Genomic DNA, 19963 nt, shown 5'->3' with positions numbered 1-19963 from the left:
CAAAGACACTTCCCGGACCGCGGAGCGGACGGGCCGGTGCAACTGCGGCCGAGCATCCCTGCCCGGCTGGCCAAGCGGGGCTTACAGCCCTGCGCAGGACGACGGGCCGGGATCGCGAGTGGCGCGGTTGAGCGCAAGCGTCAGCGGCCTGCCCGATCTGCGAGCAAGCTTCCCCCCTTCCCTATTTTCTCATTTCAGAAGAGCGTCCGTGCGGGCGAATGTTGTCACGAGTGTCGCTTCTCAAGCCACGATCCGCTCACCGACATCAGCCGCCAGTGCCGCCTCGACCTCGGCAAGCTGCCGGTGTTTTTCGGCCAGTTCCCCGGTGAATGCGAATTCACTGCCTTCGCCGCGCGACTGGTACGACGCAAGCCTGCGGCGGGCGTCGCCGAGACGCTGGCGATAGCGCTCCCGCTCGCCTTCGAAATCGTCGAGTGCGTGTCCGAGGCGGGAAACGGCCCCGAGCGGCGTCACCGTAATCGGAAGCTCGACCTCGTAGTCCGCGCCGGTTCGCTTCATCTTGGTGGTGTAGCGATAGCCATCCTTGCCATAACGCCGGCCGTCAAATTCGAGCTCGAAACCGCCGATCGAGGCGATGACGGCCTTGCCCTCCTGGCTGAGCTGAACAAGGATCAGGATCTCCTTCATGAGGGCGCGACCCGCGTCCTTGCGTTCGGAGTAGTCTTTCCCCGCGACCGTCAGGGTGAAGGCCTCGCCAGCGGTCGGAATCAGGCGCGTGATGTCCTGATCGATCTCCGCAATCCGCCGTGTCGATACCTCGATGTCGCGCTCGGCATCGCGAAGCTGCCGGCGAACGGCGTGCTAGTCGTCTGTATGCGCTGCACGGAGCCGCTCCAGCCGGGCGATGTCCGCTTCGAGCCCGGCCTTCTGCATCAGCCGCTGATCGCCCGACGCGATGGCCTTGGCCATTGCGAACTGGTTGGCCTGCCCTTCGCCCATATCGTCCAGCCGCCGGATCGAGGTGTCACCGGAGAGCGCGGCCGCGATAAAGCGCGCCTTGCGCTCGTTGTTCTGCCACATCGTCGCGTCGAGCGAACCCTCGGTGGCATAGGCGAAGATATCGACCTCATCATGCTGGTTGCCCTGCCGCACGATGCGGCCTTCCCGTTGCTCGATCTGCGAGGGAAGCCACGGAACATCGAGATGATGAAGCGCCCTCAGGCGGAGCTGGGCATTGACCCCGGTCCCCATCGTTTCCGACGAGCCGATCAGGAAGCGGACCCTGCCGGCCCTGACGTCGCCGAACAGCCGCTGCTTGGCCTCCGACTTCTTGAAGTCCTGCATGAAGGCGATTTCCGATGCCGGGACACCCATGCGGATCAGCTCATCGCGGATCCAGCGATAGGCGGAAAAGCCCCTCGTCTTCTCGACGCTGATGGTGCCCAGGTCGGAAAAGATCATCTGCGCAGCACCTGGCAACTCGAACGGCTTGCCGTCATGGCGGAGATAGGTGCTACCCTCGGTCGCCTTCCAGATATTGAAGGCGTTCGAGATGAGGTTGTTGAGCTTGTTGTCCGCCTCATTGTCGTTGTCGGCATCCACGAGGCGCAGGTCGATCGCGGCATGCCGGCCATCGGTGATGACGGAAAGCAGGATGTCGTCGCCCAGCTGCGGCGGCCCCTCGCGCTCCTCGATCGCCTTGACGCGCTCGGCCAGCACCATCTGGTAGTGCTTGAACGCCTGCGTCGGCTTCGACGTGACGATCTGGCGCCTGCCGGTCGAGACCGCCGGCACCTTCACGTACTCGCGCAGGTCCGCCGGCATCACGACATCCGCGAAGCTGCGGAACATCGCGATCAGCTCGGGCACATTGACGAAGCTGGCGAAACGGGACACCGGCTTGTACTTGCCGGATGGCTGAAGCTCCAGCTCGGTGGTCGTGTCGCCGAAGGTCGACGCCCAGGCATCGAACTCGTGCAGGCCACGCTCCTCCAGTGCCGCGTGGCCCATCAGCCGCTGGACCGAGAACATTTCTCCGAGCGTATTTGTAATCGGAGTGCCCGAGGCGAGCACAAGCGCCCGACCGGGATTGACCGTCTCGATGAAGCGGGATTTCACATAGAGATCCCAGGCCCGCTGCGAGCCGTTCGGATCGACGCCCTTCAACGTCGACATATTGGTTGCGAAGCTGAGCTTCCTGAACTCCTGCGCCTCGTCGACGATGATCTGGTCGACGCCGATCTCGGCGATGGTGAGGAGATCGTCCTTGCGGGTGGAAAGCGCTTCGAGCCGCTCCTGCAGCCCTTCCTTCAGGCGCTCGAGACGCTTGCGAGAGACGCGGTCCTCATCCTCGACCTTCAGGAGCAGGGTTTCGTAGAGCTCCAGTTCGTCGTGGATCATCTGTTGTTCGAACGCCGCCGGCACACCGATGAACCTGAAGGCGGAATGCGTGATGATGATCGCATCCCAGGTTGCCGTCGCCGCGCGCGACAGGAACCGGGCGCGCTTGTCCTTCGAAAAATTTGTTTCGTCCGCAACGAGGATGCGAGCCGTGGGATAGAGCGCCAGGAACTCGCGCGCGGCCTGCGCAAGGCAATGCCCCGGCACGACCTGCATCGCCTTGGCGACCAGGCCGAGACGGCGCTGCTCCATGATGCTTGCTGCCATCGTCATGGTCTTGCCGGCGCCGACGGCATGGGCAAGATAAGTCGAGCCGGACGAGATGATCCTCCAGATCCCGCGCTTCTGATGTCCATAAAGAACAAAGGCGCCCGAGGCGCCGGGAAGTTTGAGATGATCGCCGTTGAACATTCGCGGCGCGATGTTGTTGAAGCGGTCATTATAGATGCGTGCCAGCCGGTCGGTGCGATCGGGATCGGACCATATCCAGCGCTGGAAGGCCTGCTTGATCTTGTGAAGCTTTTCCTTGGCCGCTTCAGTATCGACGACGTTGAGAACCCGCTTTTCGCTGTCGCCGTCCCTGATCGTATCGAAGATCTGCGGCACCCGGCTGTTCAGGGCGTCGGACAGCAGTTCGCCGGCATGGCGGCGGTCCGTTCCCCATTCGGATGTTCCGGCGGCGAGGTAGGAAAGCTGGCCGGCCTCGACGGTCCATGACGCCAGTTCGGGCATGTGATGGATCCGGATGTCCGTTCCCATCATCTCCTTGACGAAGGCGACGACGTCTCCAGCCGGTATCCACGGAGCGCCGAGGCGCGCGGTGATGTCCGAAGGTCGAAGATCGACCGGCTGGACGGCTGTGAGCGCCGAGACGTTGGGCTCATAGGCGGGATCGAGCGCGGCCGCGGCTTCCGCGACCTTGAGCTTGTCGCGGACATGACCGGACAGATAGGCGTCGGCCATCTGCCAGGATCCGTCGGCGGGATCGCGGAAGATCGCGCTGCCGAGCTCAGTGACGACGTCTTCGGGATCACGGTGCAGAAGCTCGGCGATATGATCGAGATCAACGCGCCCGCGTTCGTTGAGCACCACGGCGAGCGCATCTGCGGCACTGGTGATCACCGGCGGGGCGGGCGGCGAGATGACACGGTCGGTGAAGATCGGTCCGGGCCTCGCCGTATCGTTTTCGAGGTCATAGTCCTCAATCGAGGCGACCAGCCAGCAATCGGGATCGTCTGCGAACGGCTGGAGATTAGGCCGCCGATGGCTCTCGCGCGTCTCGCCTGTCTCCGGATCCTCGTTGATCGAGACCGTGGTGTGGTTGATCGGGCCGAAGTCGCGCACGAAGCTCGACCAGGCAATGCGCAGCTTGACCTGCAAATCCTTCCAGGGCTGGTCCAGTTCCTGGGCCTTCAGCACCACACGCACCGCGTCGCGGACCGAGATCAGCTTACGGATGATGCGGATGTGTTTCTCCGGGATACCGTCGGCGCTGCGACCCTTCCGGGCCTTCACCGCAACGGGTTCGCCGTCGATCACCTGCATGAGGCCTCGGGCGTTATCGACGAAGAAGCTACCTTCGCGGACATGCTGGCCGGACGGAAGATCGACAGGACTATCGTCGGTCGCGCCCTCAAGATCGAGATCGATCGCGGTGGGCTCGCCGTCATAGCGGCCTTCCGGAAGACGATGGACGGCGGCCGACAGCGCCGCGGCGAGATCCTCGCTGTCACCCGGAAGGCATGTATAGGCTTCGCCGAAGGGCCCGGAGGTCAGTGCGTGGGTGCCGAGCACGAATTCCGGACGCTGGGCGAACCACCTGTTGACGCGGATGGCGCCCTCATCCTCCGTGGCGGGCCGGATTTCGTCCGTGTCGAGCCAGGAAAGATTGCCCTCGGGCTCGGCGACCTTGCGCTTGCGGAAGAACAGAATGTCGACGACGACGTCGGTTCCCGCGTCGGCCCGGAAGCTGCCTTCCGGCAGGCGGATGGCGGCAATCAGGTCCGCCGTCCTTGCAATATGCTCGCGCGCGGAGGAATCCGCCTTGTCCATCGTGCCGGAGCTGGTGACGAAGGCGGCGAAAGCCCCCGGCTTTAACAGGTCGATCGACCGGGCAATGAAATAGTCGTGCAATCGCAGCCCGAGCGAGCGATAGGCGCGGTCGGAACGGACGGTCCGGTCCGAGAAAGGCGGATTGCCGATGGCAAGGTCAAAGCGCGCCGGCAACTCCGTGCGCGCAAAATCTCCGGTGAGGATCCGCGCTCGCGGCTGCAAAAGCCGTACGATGCGTGCCGTTACGGGATCGAGCTCGACGCCGGTGACGTGCGACAGATCACGAAGCGCTTCCGGCATCAGCGCCGGAAACAGGCCCGTGCCGATCCCCGGCTCCAGCACCCGGCCGCCGCGCCATCCGAGACGCTGAAGGCCAGACCAGATCGCCCGGACGATGAACTCCGGGGTGAAATGGGCATACTGGGTGCAGCGGGAGAGCGACGCATAGTCGGTCTCGTCGACCGCGTCCTCCAGATCGGAACCGATCTCGTCCCAGCCCTTGCGGAATTCGAGTTCGCCCGGACGGCGGAAGACGCCGTTGGCAAGATCGGACGCGCCGAAACCGGTGAAGCGGATCAGCGTCTCCTGTTCCGCGCGCGTCGCAGGACGTTCACCCGCCTCGATCTCGGCAGCGAGCCGGATCGCGGCGATATTGTTGCGCGCACGGTCCTTCCAGCTGCGGGCGAGACTACGGTCATCGGCGAGATGGAAGTTCAGACCACGGGCACGGCAGGCCGGGGACGATGGCCGCATGACCGCGGCGATCGGCAAGGCCGGCGCTGGAGTTGTAGGATCGGGATCGTCGTCGGGCTCGAAGTTGCTGCCGAAGGCCGTCACGCCAAGGCCGAGGCCGGACGAAAGCGCGGTGTTGCCGAAAAGATCGATGGTGAAGGGATCGTCATGTGACATGCTGGAATCTCCTGGGTGAAGGCGCGCGTCGCCGGCCCGCTGGAAGGTTCCAGTCGGCCGGCGACATGCGTGGGATGAGGGGGATTGGGTGCGCTTGACCGCCGCCAGATGGCGACCGTCGATGGATCGCTAATTTCGCTCGATCGCTAAAAGCTGCATCGAGTCCTGCAGGAACGCGATCTTCAGATGCGTGCAGCCGGGGCTTGCCGCGATCAGCTTCACGAGCATGGCACCGTCGAGAAACTCGATTCCGTCATCGCCGCCGAAATGGTGGCGCTTGTAATGCCAGTAATCGGGGTTGGTCTTCGGATCACACTCTTCGGCATAGACGACAAACGGACGTTGCCCCTCTGCGAGCTTGCCGTTGGACATGAGGTACACGCCCTCGTCCCCGACAAGCCAAAGACCGGCCTTCCCATCGCGGCCCGGAAACATGCCGTAGTGGGGATTGCGGAAGCCGCCGTTGAGGTGCGCGTCGAGGCGTCCGCGCATCATGACGACGTGGATGTCCGTCACGGAAAAGGTGAACATCGCCGCCTCCCTTACGCCGCTATCGCGTCAGGGAGGTAGCGCAGATGCACCGGCAGCTTCGATGCGATCTCCGCATCCGTGAGGTCGTCGAGCAGCTTCAGGACGGTACCCTGGCGTCCGCCGTAGAAGAGCACGGTCCGCTTGCCGTGGTCGTGTTCCGGCCAGCGCTCGCCGGCATAGCCGCGATAGTCATCATGGGTGCTCGACCAGATGTGGTCCAGGCGTTCCTCGCGCGTCATCGCCCGAACGGGCCGGGTTTCGCGCTTGACGATTGCGGCGCGCATCCGCTCGGGCGAGCAATTGTCGGACAAGTCGCAATAGGCATGGAAATACCGCATTCGGTCGTCGATCTTCAGCGTGAAAAAGATGCTGGTGATGCTGTCGGTAAGGAACTCGCGCATGGCGAACATATCGCCCCGCATGAACAGCGGCGGCAGGATCTCGAACATGTAATCGTGTTGCGTCTGGGCGACTTCAAACCATTCGCCTCGATAGAGCGCGCTGTCGTCACCCTCCCAACGGTTCGGGCGTTGCGCGTGGCGGTCGAACAAGCGGAACATCTGCCGGCGATCGGCAATGCCTTCAAAGACTTTTCGGATCGGAGAAACGGTCATGGGCGGGCTCCTTTCAGCCTCGTCGGGAAAGACACGCGGCTCATCCTCGCGATGTCGCCATCCTCTTCAGCCCTTCCTGACCCCTCCTTGGCGCCGCCTCTCCGTCCGGACGGGTCAAGGGCCGCGCAGCGGGCGAAGCTTTACCCTTGACGCGGCTGGCGGGCATGCGGCAGCCGGCCTTCCCCTTCCCCTTCCCCTTCCCCTTCCCCTCTTTCCTTCTCTTCCTTGCTATTTCATTCAGATGAAATCAGCTTACAGTCTGATTTGAACTCTTGTCTGATCATACTTTGGACTGATTATTTTGCATTGATGATCAGGGTGTAACCTGATAATGTGCACGCAACAATCAGCCTGTTGTCTGATGACAGCGGCGGAGGAAACATAAACGATGAAGGACGATGCAAGGAAACGAGCACGCAAGAGGCTTGACGAGCGTCTTCGCGGACTGCAGCCGGCGGAAGGCTTCAGGGCACCGCCGAAAGGATGGGTCCGGGCGTTGCGCGATGCGCTCGGCATGACGGGGTCGCAGCTCGGCTCGCGGATGGGAATTCGGCCGCAGACCGTCGAAGCGATCGAGAAGTCAGAGGCGTCCGGAACGATCCAGCTCAGTACGTTGCGGCGTGCGGCAGAGGCGCTCGACTGCACGCTGGTCTACGCATTGGTCCCGAATACGTCGCTCGAGGCCACCGTCGATGAGCGAGCACGCAAGATCGCAATGCGCGAACTCCAGCGGGTCGCGCATACGATGCGTCTGGAGGCACAGGGAACGGACGATGGCGATCTCGAGGCCCGCGTCCAGACCTATATTCGCGACCAGCTTTCCGAGCGCGATCTCTGGTCAGAAAAATGACCGACCTTTTCCAGGAACCAGAGGACGCAACACCACTCGAGCCGCAGGAGCGCGAGGGCCTGCTTCAAAGCTGGATCACCCACAGGCAGGATCTCAACGAGGCCGAACAGGAAAACATCGTCGAGGGCGCAGCCTGGGCTCGCGGACGACGCCGTATGCCGGTCGACAGGATGCTGACAGAAAACTTCATGCGTACATTGCACCGACGCATGTTCGGCGAGGTCTGGCAATGGGCAGGCAGCTTCCGAACGACGGAGCGCAATATCGGCATCCAGGCCTACCGAATTCCGGTCGAACTCACGGCGCTGCTCGATGACGTTCGTTATTGGGTCGAGCATGAGACATTCGCGCCTGACGAGATCGCAATACGTTTCCACCATCGCCTGGTCGCCATCCATCCGTTTCCGAACGGCAATGGACGTCACGCTCGGCTTGCCGCCGATCTGCTCGTGGAAAAACTGGGCGCCGAGCCCTTCAGCTGGGGTAGCGGAAGCCTGGGCGACGTGGGAGATCTGCGCACGCGATACGTCGCGGCACTGCAGGCGGCGGATAATCACGACATCGCGCCTCTCCTCGAATTTGCGCGCAGCTGAGCGCAAAGGTCCTCGTTCCAGTCCTCGTGGTGGGGGCGATGGCGCTCAAACGCGCAGTTCGCGTCCCGGGCAATTGCTTCCAATCGATCAGCATAGATATCGCCCTGCGCGTTATTATCCGTGGCGGCGACCACCGACACACCCTTCCGCGCCGCCAATAAACGGATCGCCGCATCGGTGGCAGGGGCCCAGCCGCCGCCGGTACTGACATAGAGGCTATCGCGCCGATTACTCTCCAGCGCGGCAAGGCTCATTGCGTCGATGGCAGCCTCCGTCACGCAAAGGCGCGGCGCATGGATCGCGCCGAACCTGAACAAGACTTTCGCCCCCCCGGTCGAAAAGCCGCGCCATTCCGGCCCGCGTTCCTCCCAGCCGGTGACGGCGCCCTCGCTGTCACGGTGCGCGGCCCACATACTGCCGCGCGGGCCTTGGCGCACGAGATCATGCCGGATCGCTGCGCGGATGGTTGCTTCAGGAACGCAGCGTTCTTCGCAGAGATAGCGCCAGGTCATCGAACCCGGCCACGGCTTGCGGCGCTTCGTCCATCGTTCTGAAACTCCGGCCGGCAGATCGATCGCGCGCGCAGCGTGGGTCCAGACCGGCTCCTTCGGGACGAAGCCGACCAGCGATGCGACATGGTCGAGGGCTTCGACAAAGGGCACTCGGTCGAGATGCTCGACAAGACCGAACACGTCACCCTTGGCATCGGACAGCGGATCGAACCAGCCCCTGCCCTCGTGAATCACGATGATTATGGCCCCGCCGCCGCGGAATTTGACCGCCCTGCGGGTGCTCTCCTTCAGGTCGATGGCAAACCCTGCCTGCTCCAGCACCGCGGCGCATTGCACGCGGTCCCGCAGTTCTTCCAGTTCCTTCTTTTCCATTTGAATTCCCGACGCACCCTTGCGTCCGCCTTTCCTTCTATTTCTTTTCCCCGCACCTTGCGGGCCCGCTCCGGACATCGCGAAGAGCAAAGGAGGCAAGGGCGCGGCTGGCAAGATGACAATCTGCACCTTGGGCCACCGCCCGGGTGCCAGCAGCGGCGAAGCTTCCCTTGCCGCCTGCGGCTCGCAAGCGGCACCAAAAAGGCGAGAAGGGTCTCAATGAGACCCGCCCGGAACGTATTCATGCACGATCTCCAGATCGTCTTCGTCGTCGAGTTCGTCGCTCGGCAGAACGCCGAACTCGTTACCGGACCTAAAGAGCGTGACCGGAACCATCAGGGTGCGGGAAAGCTGGAAGGCATGGTTCTGCGCAAGGGAATTATGCCGACATCGGCATAATTCCCTTAATGCCGCCATCGCGATTATGCCGCGCCGGGTGTGTCCTGCCCCGGCGCGGCGATACTTTGCGACCCAATGGTCGGCATAATCATAGGGCTTCGAGGAAAGCGAGAAGTTGGTCGTCGGGCCGGTATCGGCCAGATCTGATGTTTGACGCGGGCAACTTCGCCAGTGCTCGTTCTTTCATCTGCATATCGGCATGGATGTAGATCTGAGTGGTTGCGATGGCTTCGTGACCCAACCATAGCGCGATGACGGATTGATCGACGCCATGCCGCAGCAAATCCATAGCTGTGCTGTGCCGCAGAACATGGGGCGTAACCCGCTTGCTCGCGAGGGTCGAACAACTGCGTTTTGCACAACCCACATGCCGCTTGACGAGTTTTTCAAGCGCATCTCGGCTGAGCCTGCGACCACTGATTGTTGGAAAGAGGGGTTGATCGGGACTCCCCTCACGTTCCTTCAACCACACGGTCAGCACCTTGATTGTCGCACGGCGCAGTGGGGTACAGCGCTCCTTGCGCCCTTTGCCAATACATCGGACGTGAGCACCCACGCCGAACACGATATCGCGCACGTTAAGCCCGACGATCTCGGATGCCCTCAGACCCGTTTGCAGGACCAGAACAAGCAATGCGTGGTCGCGTCGACCCGTCCACGTCGATCGGTTCGGCGCGGATGAAAGAGCTTCCATTTCGGCATTGTCGAGGAATGCGACAGCGCGGCGGTCGAACCGTTTGCTCGGCATCGCCAGTATCTTCTGGCAGTGGAGCAAGAGCGGCGGTTCGTGCAATGCCGCATGCCGGAAGAATGATCGGATCGCGGCCAGACGCGTGTTGCGGCTTCTCGCACCGTTCGATCTGGCCGTCTCAATGTGGAGAAGGAAGCGCCCGATCAAATCGGCGTCAAGGTCTTCGACGGCAAGCGCGGTTGGCGGCTTATGAAGCTCGGTGCTCGCGTACCGCAACAGCAATCGGAACGTATCGCGGTAGCTGGCGATCGTATGCTGGCTTGCCTGCATTTGCGCACACAGGCGGGCTGTGAAGAAGTGCTGGACCAATGTCGCTAGTGTGGAAGCGGTCATGACGGGTCATCCTCGCTTGCACAAGCATCTGCACGCTTGCTGGCCAACTCGAGTAGTTCCGGCACTGCTTCAATGTACCAATATGTGCACGCCGGCGCCGTGTGCCCGAGATAGGTCGTCAGCTTGATCATCTCCCGGTCAGGATCCATGCCGCTTCTGTACCACCCGATCAGAGTGCGGACTGCGAAGGTGTGACGAAGGTCATGGATGCGCGGCCCGCGCCCATAACCATGGCGCCGTTGCGGTTCGCGCAATCCGATCTTCTGGCAGATATTTGCAAAGTTGTAGCGTGCCCCCGTGCTGGTAAGGGGCCCACCCTGGTCGTTCAGAAAGAACCGTTTTGACTGCTGGCCAAACAGCCTATCCCGTACCGCAGCGTATTCACCGAGCCGCTGCCTTGTGGTCTCCTCGATTGGAACGAGACGTTCGCCGCCGAACTTGCCGCGCAGAACGGTGATGATTCCGGCGTCGAGATCGACTTCATTTACGTTGAGCGACACGGCTTCGGTAACACGCAAACCGGTGACAGCGATCAATCCAAAAAGAACGGAATAGGAGGCTGCGCGCAGGCCATTTCTTGAATGCAGTGCGCCCGCTTCCCGTAGAATGCTGCGGATTTGTTCCTCGCTGTAAATATATGGCCTGCTGCGCCGTTGACGATAGGGCATCAGCCTTGCGGGTAGCACCTCGTGCGTTGGATCAAGTCCGTGCATCCAGCATGCAAACAGCCTGACGGCTGTGTACCGTTGTGCCCATGTCTCACGCGATGCGACGCCGAACGTTCCATGCCATTGCAGGAACAGTTGCGGGGTGATGCGATCAGCATCCTGGGTTGCAGCGAACCTGACAAACCGCCGCAGGATGCCTTCGGGCGCCTTCAACTTGTGACCAAGGCTGCGGCGGATAGTCAGATAACGATCAAGTTCAAACGAGAGGTCGGTCATCACACGTCTCCTCTCGCTGGCCAGGGCTGCGCGATCGAGCGCAGGCTCTCAATGTCAAGTTTGGCGTAGATCAGCGTCGAAGCCGGAGATCTGTGGCGCAGAAGGTCTCCGATCTCACCAAGCGATGCGCCCTGCCGCGCCATATGTGACGCAAGGCTATGTCGCAGCATATGGGTGCCGACAAAAGGAGCCGGCGGCGTTAGCCCGGTGAGCGCGAAGGCGCGTCTCAAAATGTTAACCAGAACATTTCGGCCCAGGAAGGAGCGATAGGGCGCTTTTGCCGTGATGAAGAGGATCCGCAACGATGCGGCAGGGCGCTCGAAGCGTAGATAATCAACCAGTGCTTCACCTACGTCTGGCGGCAGTGGCAAACGGTCATGAATTCCGCCCTTTCCGCGAATAGTAATCTCGCCCCTTCTCCAGTCGATGTCGTCGACCTGAATGGCGAGAACCTCCGGCGCCCGCAGACCCAGCCGTGCCTGCAGCAAGATCATCGCATAGTTCCTGCGTCTGACCTTTCGCGGCGAGCCGGCCCGGATTGCCGCCAACAACAGTTCCACCTGTTCGGGCAACAGGTACCGCCTAAGCCGTCCAGCAAATGATCGCCGCATATTGGGGATCGCTGCCGCGATGTCCGTTTGCGTCATGCCGGCCCGGTATAAATACCGAAAGAAGTTCTTGAGATGAGATGGCGGTCTGCATTCGCTCAGCGGTGATCTGCGGTTTGCGATGAGATGTTGGAGGAACTGGACCAAGTCCTCTGGTTTTATCGCCGACAGATCGCCCGCGTGGGCTTCGAAGCGAAAGTCTAGAAAACGGACAGCCCATCGCCACGATGAATTGATCGTCGCGTCCCTCAACCCACGCTCTTGTCGCAGATACGATTCAAAATCGTGCCGTAGCCGAATTCGCGCATCATCCATCTGGGCAGCAACGGGCGGCTTTGAAAGACCTTGCTCAACCAAGAAGGCCACGAAGCGTTCGGCTATGAACGCAGGCCTGATCTGCAGGCGTTTCAGGGCCGCAGATCGGTTTACCAGCTCTTGCGCGGTCCTCACATCAAGATCGTTAAGTGCGATGCATTCAGCGTCCAGTAAGCGGCAAAGCATTTTGAGGCATCGTTCGTGCCGCGCAATGGTTGTGCAGCTGAACAGCTCCTCGCGCATCGTATCGGCATAGCGTCGTACCAGGCCGGAGACAGCTTCGTCTTCGGGAACAGGAGATTTACTATTGGTGTTGGACATCGGTTCTTTCTCCGCTCGGGATTGAGCAGAGTTAACCCGCGTCCACCAGCCTCACGCTGGCAACTGGTCTGGCGAGATTATGCCGACCATTGGGTCGCAAAGTATCGCCGCGCCGGGGTAGGACACACCCGGCGCGGCATAATCGCGATGGCGGCATTAAGGGAAAGATCGGTGTTCATCTGAAGGCTCCATCTTTGGAGCGGGCCATTCCCGCTCGATGGCTCCCGTCAGTGTCCGGAACCGGTCGCGATCACCGCGAGGGCGAAGCCGAGCGGCGGCAGCTTGCTAGCCGACCCCGCAGCGGGTTGATCGTCGGAGATCCGGGGCCGGACCAGGAAGCCATCCATCAAGAGCGGAATGGGACGTCTCCTATGGACCTCGTTCAACCGACAATGATCATGCGGGAGCAAACCTTATAGCGAATGCGGATCTCGCCGAGATCTGCTCTCCTCAGAGGCCGGTTTTGGTATCAATTCAGAGGCGCGGTAAGATTGAGCTGGTGAGAACAGCGTGCGCGCGTTGGGGTGTTGGTAACAGGGCCATCGCACGCACTGGTGTTCTTGGTCCCAGGACAGAGGAAGAAATTGGAACGCGTGATGAAAAGCGAGGACATTGCCGTACTGCCTCAACAGCTAAAGCGGCAGGAGCGAAAGCATGGGTTCGAACGCTTGCGTCTAGAGGCCCGGGGCGAGGACCCGTATTAGTCATGCATCACTCGCGCAGATCGCCATGACCTTAGTCTGAAATAATCGTCAGCTTTACCGTTCAGCAGGTCAGCCTCGATATCAAAGGCTGACTGCACGATTGAGTCCATTTCCCTTTCGCGATCTACTGCGAAATAACGCTCCTCAAGTGTGCGCTGCTGTATTTCGATGGAATCCCGCCAGTAGCGGGTTCCCTTTATGTCAGTATGTGTCTCGACATATCTAGCCAGGGGACCGCCACGTTCCCGACCCATGTAGCCCGGGCAGGCGCAGCAAAACTCGTAGAGCTTATCGTCGCTCGATGCTATCCAGACATCATGCTCGATGATCCCGAAGTTGAACTGCTCGCGCGAATTGTTCACGATATCTGCAGCAGCAATCAGCTTCAGGTCATTGGCTCCATTCAAAGCGATGCGCTCCAGTACTTTGACGGGTGTCAAGCCTTTGCCGCCACCCTTTTTCAGTTTCACGAAGTTGTTTGTGATAGCTACTTTCCGCGTCCTGAGTTGGTCAGTTAATCCATTTTCGGGGGCGAAGACATATCGAGCGATCGTCAGTTCCTTGAGACTGATGAGATCCAGTACCTCGGCGCAATAATCGATGTAGAGGGCGAATTTTTCCAGGCCATTCAACGCCTCTAATCGATGTATGACGTTCATAGCGAGCAGCGAAGCATATGAGCACGAGATTGCCTTCTGACGCTCTAGCGACAGCGCGCTAAAATGCTCAGGGTCCATCTTTCCACCAGCATACGGAACCTTTATCGAGTTTGGGTCCTCACGGAAATTTGGCAGATAGTCTGCAAGAAACCTGTCGAACGCTGCTTCAACGTTGCCTCGACGCGCTGGGGGCAGTTCTTGGTAAGCCGCTGCGGGCGAGATGAATACGCCATACCTGGAAGTTTTCTCGATGAGTCTCGCCAGTTCCAGAACACCAGCATTCTTAAGTTCCTGGTGTCGCTGACCAGTCTTATAGGCGCTTTCGATTGCAATCAGGATATTGGTGTCGAACATAATATTGGTTTGTCGACCATTCCGATGGTTTTCTCGGATGGCATCCCTGTCGAGGTTGATAATTTCGGTTGAGTTCGACGACGATTTGAAAGCGCGTATCATGAGGTTCTCTGTTTTATGCTCTGCGTGAATTCTCGGTCCCGAAATCTGGGTCTTCTTGTCGATACCAAGCTTCCACTGGCCTCTCCTGTATAATAATCTGATGCTCTAGACTTAACCTCGGGTTCAGACAGCGATTTTGTTCTGGAAATTGCGCTCAAGCTTTATTTTGCTTTAAAATTGCTGCGAGCGGACTGACAACTCCCTGGGCGCCACCGCGCCTCAGGATGGGGAAAATCAATGGAAGTTCCGGCTTTTGATTTTCAGCGTATCAATGTGAAGATCGGGCGTGAAAATGTCGCGCGGGGCTACAACAGGCTTCGACTTGTCCCGCGTATCCGAACTTCCCGGCGATCCGTGGGCGAACTCATCACCCCTGCCGGCCGGCAGCTTGAACTCTTCATCGCGATCAGCCAGACCGGTCAGATCGCCTGACAGGTCGAACAGCTGCTGGGCGACAAGATGCACGACCTCCCCTTCCCGCTGGATCCGACCATTGATGGCCATCATCGAGGATCCGAGCACGACCCGCCGGCGTTTTTCAAACAGCGTCGGCCAGACAACGAGATTGGCCGGCCCGGTCTCGTCCTCAATGGTGATGAACATGACGCCCTTGGCCGATCCGGGCTTTTGCCGCACCAGGACAAGTCCGGCGGTATAGACCCAACGCCCGTCCCGCGAATTCATCGCCTCGGCACAGGTGATGATGTTACGCACTGATAAATCCTTGCGCAGGAAGGCGATTGGATGCTGCCGCAATGTCAGTCCGGTATGGCTGTAATCCTCGATGACGTTATGCCCGTCCGTCATCTGCCGAAGCGCGACCTCCGGCTCCTGCTGCTCGGCGATCGCAGCCATCTCCCGCTCGGCGGCGGCCGCAAATAGTGGCAAGGGTTGGTCGCGCAGCGCCTTGATCGCCCACAGCGCGTCGCGGCGCTCAAGCTTCAGGGACGGCAGAAAGGCATCGGCCTTGGCAAGCTGGACAAGCGCCTCCGATGGCACGCCGGATCGACGCCACATGTCGTCAACCGAGACAAAGGCATTGTTCATGCGTGCCGCGACGACGCGCGCCGCATCAGCGACCGCCAGTCCTTTCACCTGCCGGAAACCGAGCCGGACGGCGTCGCGCCCAGAATTGCCGATCCGCTCCAGCGTGCAGTCCCATCGGGACCGATTGGTGCAGACCGGCCGCACCTCGACGCCGTGGGCTCTCGCGTCGCCGACAATCTGCGCCGGCGCGTAAAAACCCATCGGCTGCGAATTGATGAGCGCCGCGCAAAAGGCTTCCGGATAATGGCATTTGATGTAGCTCGAGGCATAGGCGATCAGCGCGAACGAAGCCGCGTGGCTCTCCGGAAAACCATAGGAGCCAAAGCCTTCGAGCTGGGAGAAGGTCTTTTCGGCGAATTCCGACGCGTAGCCGTTCCTAACCATGCCGGACACGAGTTTGTCCTTGAACTGCGAGACGCCGCCGGCGAACTTGAAGGTCGCCATCGACTTGCGCAGCTGGTCGGCTTCGCCACCGGTAAAGCCGGCGCAGACCATCGCGACCCGCATCGCCGACTCCTGAAACAGCGGCACGCCGAGCGTCTTGCCGAGCACCGCTTCCAGCTCCGGCGTCGGATATTCGACTGCCTCCTTGCCTTCTCGCCGGCGCAGATAGGGATGCACCATGTCCCCCTGGATCGGACCGGGCCGGACAATTGCGACTTGTACCACAAGGTCGTAGAAGGTCCGGGGTTTCAACCGCGGCAGCATCGCCATCTGCGCGCGGCTTTCTATCTGGAACGTGCCGAGCGTATCGGCCTTGCGGATCATCGCATAGGTCGCAGAATCCTCCTGCTCGATTTTCGAGAGATCAAGATCGCGGTCCTTGTGCTCGCGGATCAGATCGAACGCCTTGGCCATGCAGGTCAGCATTCCAAGCGCCAGGATGTCCACCTTCATGAATTTCAGCGCTTCGACGTCGTCCTTGTCCCATTCGATGATCTGGCGGTCCTTCATCGTCGCCGGTTCGATCGGCACGAGATCGTCGAGCCGATCATGAGTGAGGACAAAACCGCCGGGGTGTTGGCCGAGATGGCGCGGGGCGCCCATCAGTTGCTGTGCGAGCTTCAAAGTCAGCACGAGACGTCGGTCGTCTGGATTGAGATTGAGTTCGCGGACATTGCGGTCGCAGACCTCCTCCGACCAAGCCCACATGCCCGACGACAGCGCCTTGATCACGTCCTCCGGCAGGCCGAGTACCTTTCCGACATCGCGGATCGCGCCGCGGGCGCGGTAGCGGGTCACGGTGGCGCAGAGTGCTGCCTTTTCTCTGGTGTAGGTGCGGTAAATCCACTGGATCACCTCTTCGCGCCGCTCGTGCTCGAAATCCACATCGATATCCGGGGGCTCGTCGCGCTCCTGGCTGACGAAGCGCTCGAACAAAAGATCGTTGGTCAAGGGATCGATGCTGGTAATGCCGAGAATGTAGCAGACGGCACTGTTGGCGGCGGAGCCCCTGCCCTGGCAAAGGATACCTTCAGACCGCGCATAGCGCACGATCGAGAAGACGGTCAGAAAATAGGGCGCGTATTTCATGGTGCGGATGAGATCGAGCTCGTGCCGCACGGTCTTTAGAACCTCAGGTGGCAGACCTTCGGGATAGCGGTTGGGGACGCATTCCCAGACATAGTGTTCGAGCGATGCCTGGGCGTCCTTGCCCGGCACGATCGCCTCCTCGGGATATTGATAGGTGAGTTCCTCCAGCGAGAATTTGCATCGCCCGACGATCTCCATCGTCCGCGCGAGGGCTTGCCGGTACCGCGGAAACAACCGCTCCATTTCTTCCGGCGGCTTCAGATAGCGGTCGGCGTGGCGCTCGCGCTCGAAACCGACCTCGTCGATCGTCGTGCGGGTGCGAATGCAGGTAACGATGTCCTGCAACTGCCGGCGGCCTGGCTCATGGAAGAGGACATCATTGGTGACGACCGTCCGTACCTTGAACCGCGTGGCGAGATTGGAAATCTCATGCAGGCGCAGCTGGTCGTTCTGCCGACGGCGCAGACAAAGCGACACATAGGCGCGATCACCAAACACCTCGGCCATCTTGCGCAGCTGGATCCCGCAGGTGTCATCCGGCAGGTCCGGCACAAGAACGCCGATCATGCCGTCATTGTATGCGACGACGTCGTCCCAGTGGAGGATACAGTTGTTCTTGCCGCCGCGCGACTTGCCAAGCGTGATGAGGCGGGTCAGCCGGGAATAGGCAGCCCGGTCGGTCGGGTAGGCCAGCACCGACATGCCGTCGGCCAGATCGAGCCGGCAACCGATAACGAGGCGTAATCCCGTGGCGCGCGCCGCCTCAAGCGCCCGGACGATTCCGGCAAGCGAATTGCGGTCGACAACTCCGAGGGCTTCGATGCCAAGAGCCTTGGCGGTCTCGAACAGTTCCTGCGCCGAGCTTGCGCCGCGCAGGAAGGAAAAATGGGTCGTGACCTGCAGCTCGGCATAGCTCATGCGAAGATCCCGTGCACGAACCAGCGGTGACTTCCGGTTTCAGGATCGATGCCATCACCGGAGCGAAACACCCAGAGACGCTCGCCGGCCTCGTCTTCGATGACGAAATAGTCCCGCACCGCCTCCATCTCCGCGTCGCGCTGCCACCACTCGCCAAAGATCCGCTCGGGCCCATCGGCCCGCTTGACCTTCCGCCGCTTGCCGCGCCAGGTGATCGAAACCGGCGGGCGGTCCGGTAGCAAGGCGATTGCCTCGATCAGCTCCGGACGGGCCAGCAGCCGGACCGGCCGGCGCCAATGGCTAACCCAGGTAACCTCGACCGGATCGGCAGCAGGACTGATGCGCTGGACGGAGCGCTCTGGAACATCGGTGGCAACCGGTGCCACCCGATAGACGCGCTGCCCGCGGTTGCCGTAGATATCGATCAGCGGCGTCACGTCCTTCACTTCCTCCTCGACCAGCGAGGAGGATTTCTGGCGCTCCTCCAGGGGCTCAGCCATCACCGCGACCAGAGTGAGCTTTTCGATCCCGAAGCCCGGCTCGATCTTCTCCGTCCGGTCGCGAAACAGCTTCGTCAGCCAGGCGACGTCGCGCACCGGCTTCACGGTGCCAGCGCGGATCGCCTGCCGTGTGCCATCGACCTTGTCGACGATCAGGTCGGCGCGCCGGACACCAAGGCTGCGCCTTTGCAGCTCCTCGATCAGTTGCACGACCAGCCGGCCGACATATTTGTTGATGGTTTCGGCAGCACCGATCGGTTCGGCGAAGGCGCGGCTCATCTCGACGAGCTCGGCGGTGCGGATCGGATCGATCGGTTCGCAGGCGCGGCCAAACATCTGGTCCAGCCGCCGGCCAATCTCCGGGCCGAAACGAAGGGTCAGCGGCGCGCGCGGCGTGTTGGCCAATTCGCCGACGGTCCGGAAGCCAAGCGTGCGCAGATCGCTGACGACTTTCCCGGGAAGGCGCAGCAACGATATCGGCAGCTTCTCGACGGCGCGGACGGTCTCACCTGAAGGCACGATGACCGTTTCGCGGCTGATGGCACGGGCGCAGGCGTGTGCTGCACCCCAGGTGTCGGCGATCGCGACCCGGGGAGTGAGTTTCTTTGCCAGGAATTGATTGGCGATCTTCGTCACCATCGCCAGCTCTCCGCCCTGCAGGTGATCGGCACCCTCTGTGTCCATGACGATCCCGTCGATCCCATCGACCGCGACGATCGGCGAATAGAGCGTCAGCGCCCAAAGGGTAATGCGTTCGAGTGCTGCGGCATCCTTTACAGGATCCGCATCGACCAGCATCAGGCCGCGAAACAGCGCCTGTGCTTTCGCAGCCGGCATGCCCACATGAACGCCGGCTTGTCTGGCGGCTGCGTCGGCCGCCGATACCCAGCGTTTCGAGCCGCTCCTGGCAATCACAGCGATCGCCTGTTCAGGCGGAATAGACGGATCGGCGCGACGAATGCGATCCGTCGGCAGATCCGGAAGATAGATCGAGACAACCCTTGTCATCGCACGCCCTCACGAGAAACTCAGCACATTCACCCGCTTTCACGCGCATCAATTCCAGCAACCATTGGGCCCTCCCCACACCCGGCACTGGCAAATCCTCCGATGGCATGACGCTCACCCGCCACCGCGTGGTCGACGCCGTCGGCTGCCCGAAATCATTGGCCTCTGTCTGCCGCCTCCAACGACGCACAGCCAATGCCATTGTCCCCGTGCGCTCGGCCGCCAGCTGCAGGCGGCGCGAGCTGACCATCGGCAGGCGAACGAGTTCACCGACGACGGCGCCGAGCCCACCAAAGGACAGCCCCTCCTCCATATTGGCGAGCACGTCTTCCTCCTTGTCGGACTCGACGAAGATTATCCGGTCGTGATGCAGTCCGACCTGCGCAAGCGCGGGGAAAAACAGATCTGGTCGCGTCAGACACCACACGATCGGCCCCTTCGTCCGTGCCGCTATGCCGGCTGCAAAAAGAGCAGCGGCCGCACCATCGACGGTGCCCGATCCACCACCGGCAAATTCGTGAAGCGCGCCATGAGCAAGGCCGCCGCCAGGCAGAACCGCATCCATATCCGGCACGCCAAATGGCAACCAACCGGCTTTTTTCGCCGTGCTGGTTTCGAGCGATGCAATACGCTCCCGCAGATCGCAGATTACCCTTTCGCGGGCAGCAGTCAT

General features: G+C 61.2%; 13 protein-coding genes and 1 pseudogene. 2 read left to right on the top strand and 12 right to left on the bottom strand.

The window, feature by feature from the left end; all coding sequences use genetic code 11:
* Positions 1-240: 240 nt before the first annotated feature.
* From FS819_RS27650 to FS819_RS27640, 3 genes and pseudogenes are all read right to left on the bottom strand, one after another.
* A pseudogene (locus tag FS819_RS27650) lies at positions 241-5322 on the bottom strand (helicase-like domain-containing protein).
* 129 nt (positions 5323-5451) lie between these two features.
* On the bottom strand, positions 5452-5853 hold the full coding sequence (locus FS819_RS27645; RefSeq protein WP_156538730.1) for a DUF3085 domain-containing protein: 402 nt from the start codon (positions 5851-5853) through the stop codon (positions 5452-5454).
* Positions 5854-5864: 11 nt separating this feature from the next.
* Positions 5865-6467 carry a DUF1419 domain-containing protein gene (locus tag FS819_RS27640; RefSeq protein WP_156550898.1) on the bottom strand — a complete coding sequence of 201 codons (603 nt, stop codon included), beginning with the start codon at positions 6465-6467 and terminating at the stop codon, positions 5865-5867.
* 388 nt (positions 6468-6855) lie between these two features.
* On the opposite strand from FS819_RS27640, the gene FS819_RS27635 reads away from it, so the two are divergent.
* Together FS819_RS27635 and FS819_RS27630 are read left to right on the top strand one after the other, a co-directional pair.
* Entirely contained in the window at positions 6856-7317 is a 462-nt protein-coding gene (locus tag FS819_RS27635) for a mobile mystery protein A (protein ID WP_153517012.1), read from the top strand.
* Positions 7314-7910 carry a mobile mystery protein B gene (locus tag FS819_RS27630; RefSeq protein WP_156550897.1) on the top strand — a complete coding sequence of 199 codons (597 nt, stop codon included), beginning with the start codon at positions 7314-7316 and terminating at the stop codon, positions 7908-7910. Before FS819_RS27635 ends, FS819_RS27630 begins: the two co-directional genes overlap by 4 nt.
* On the opposite strand, the gene FS819_RS27625 is transcribed toward FS819_RS27630, so the two are convergent.
* The 9 genes from FS819_RS27625 to FS819_RS27585 form a co-directional block, all read right to left on the bottom strand.
* Positions 7871-8794: a DUF3991 and toprim domain-containing protein gene (locus FS819_RS27625; RefSeq protein WP_234624939.1), complete on the bottom strand. Its 924-nt coding sequence runs from the start codon at positions 8792-8794 to the stop codon at positions 7871-7873. The genes FS819_RS27630 and FS819_RS27625 overlap by 40 nt on opposite strands.
* A 216-nt stretch (positions 8795-9010) precedes the next feature.
* Positions 9011-9211 (bottom strand): hypothetical protein, encoded by a 201-nt coding sequence (locus FS819_RS27620; protein ID WP_234624938.1) that lies wholly within the window; start codon positions 9209-9211, stop codon positions 9011-9013.
* A 70-nt stretch (positions 9212-9281) separates the two neighbouring features.
* The gene (locus tag FS819_RS27615; protein WP_156550894.1) at positions 9282-10277 is read right to left on the bottom strand and encodes a tyrosine-type recombinase/integrase; all 996 of its coding nucleotides are present in this window, start codon (positions 10275-10277) and stop codon (positions 9282-9284) included.
* Positions 10274-11221 (bottom strand): tyrosine-type recombinase/integrase, encoded by a 948-nt coding sequence (locus FS819_RS27610; RefSeq protein WP_156550893.1) that lies wholly within the window; start codon positions 11219-11221, stop codon positions 10274-10276. Before FS819_RS27610 ends, FS819_RS27615 begins: the two co-directional genes overlap by 4 nt.
* Positions 11221-12465, bottom strand: coding sequence for a tyrosine-type recombinase/integrase (locus FS819_RS27605; protein ID WP_156550892.1), 1245 nt, complete (start codon positions 12463-12465; stop codon positions 11221-11223). Before FS819_RS27605 ends, FS819_RS27610 begins: the two co-directional genes overlap by 1 nt.
* Positions 12466-13165: 700 nt before the next feature.
* Complete coding sequence (locus FS819_RS27600) at positions 13166-14284, bottom strand: hypothetical protein (protein ID WP_156550891.1); 1119 nt, start codon at positions 14282-14284, stop codon at positions 13166-13168.
* A 234-nt stretch (positions 14285-14518) separates the two neighbouring features.
* Positions 14519-17782: an error-prone DNA polymerase gene (locus FS819_RS27595; protein ID WP_156550890.1), complete on the bottom strand. Its 3264-nt coding sequence runs from the start codon at positions 17780-17782 to the stop codon at positions 14519-14521.
* Positions 17779-19290 carry a Y-family DNA polymerase gene (locus FS819_RS27590; protein ID WP_197434217.1) on the bottom strand — a complete coding sequence of 504 codons (1512 nt, stop codon included), beginning with the start codon at positions 19288-19290 and terminating at the stop codon, positions 17779-17781. The genes FS819_RS27595 and FS819_RS27590 overlap by 4 nt, the downstream gene beginning before the upstream one ends.
* A complete protein-coding gene (locus tag FS819_RS27585; RefSeq protein WP_156550889.1) occupies positions 19211-19963 on the bottom strand; it encodes an ImuA family protein in 753 nt (250 codons plus the stop codon). Before FS819_RS27585 ends, FS819_RS27590 begins: the two co-directional genes overlap by 80 nt.

Origin of the sequence: Allorhizobium sp. Av2 (assembly GCF_021462805.2) — a bacterium.
Taxonomy (GTDB): Bacteria; Pseudomonadota; Alphaproteobacteria; order Rhizobiales; family Rhizobiaceae; genus Allorhizobium; species Allorhizobium vitis_G.
This window is presented reverse-complemented; position numbering and strand designations above follow the sequence as displayed.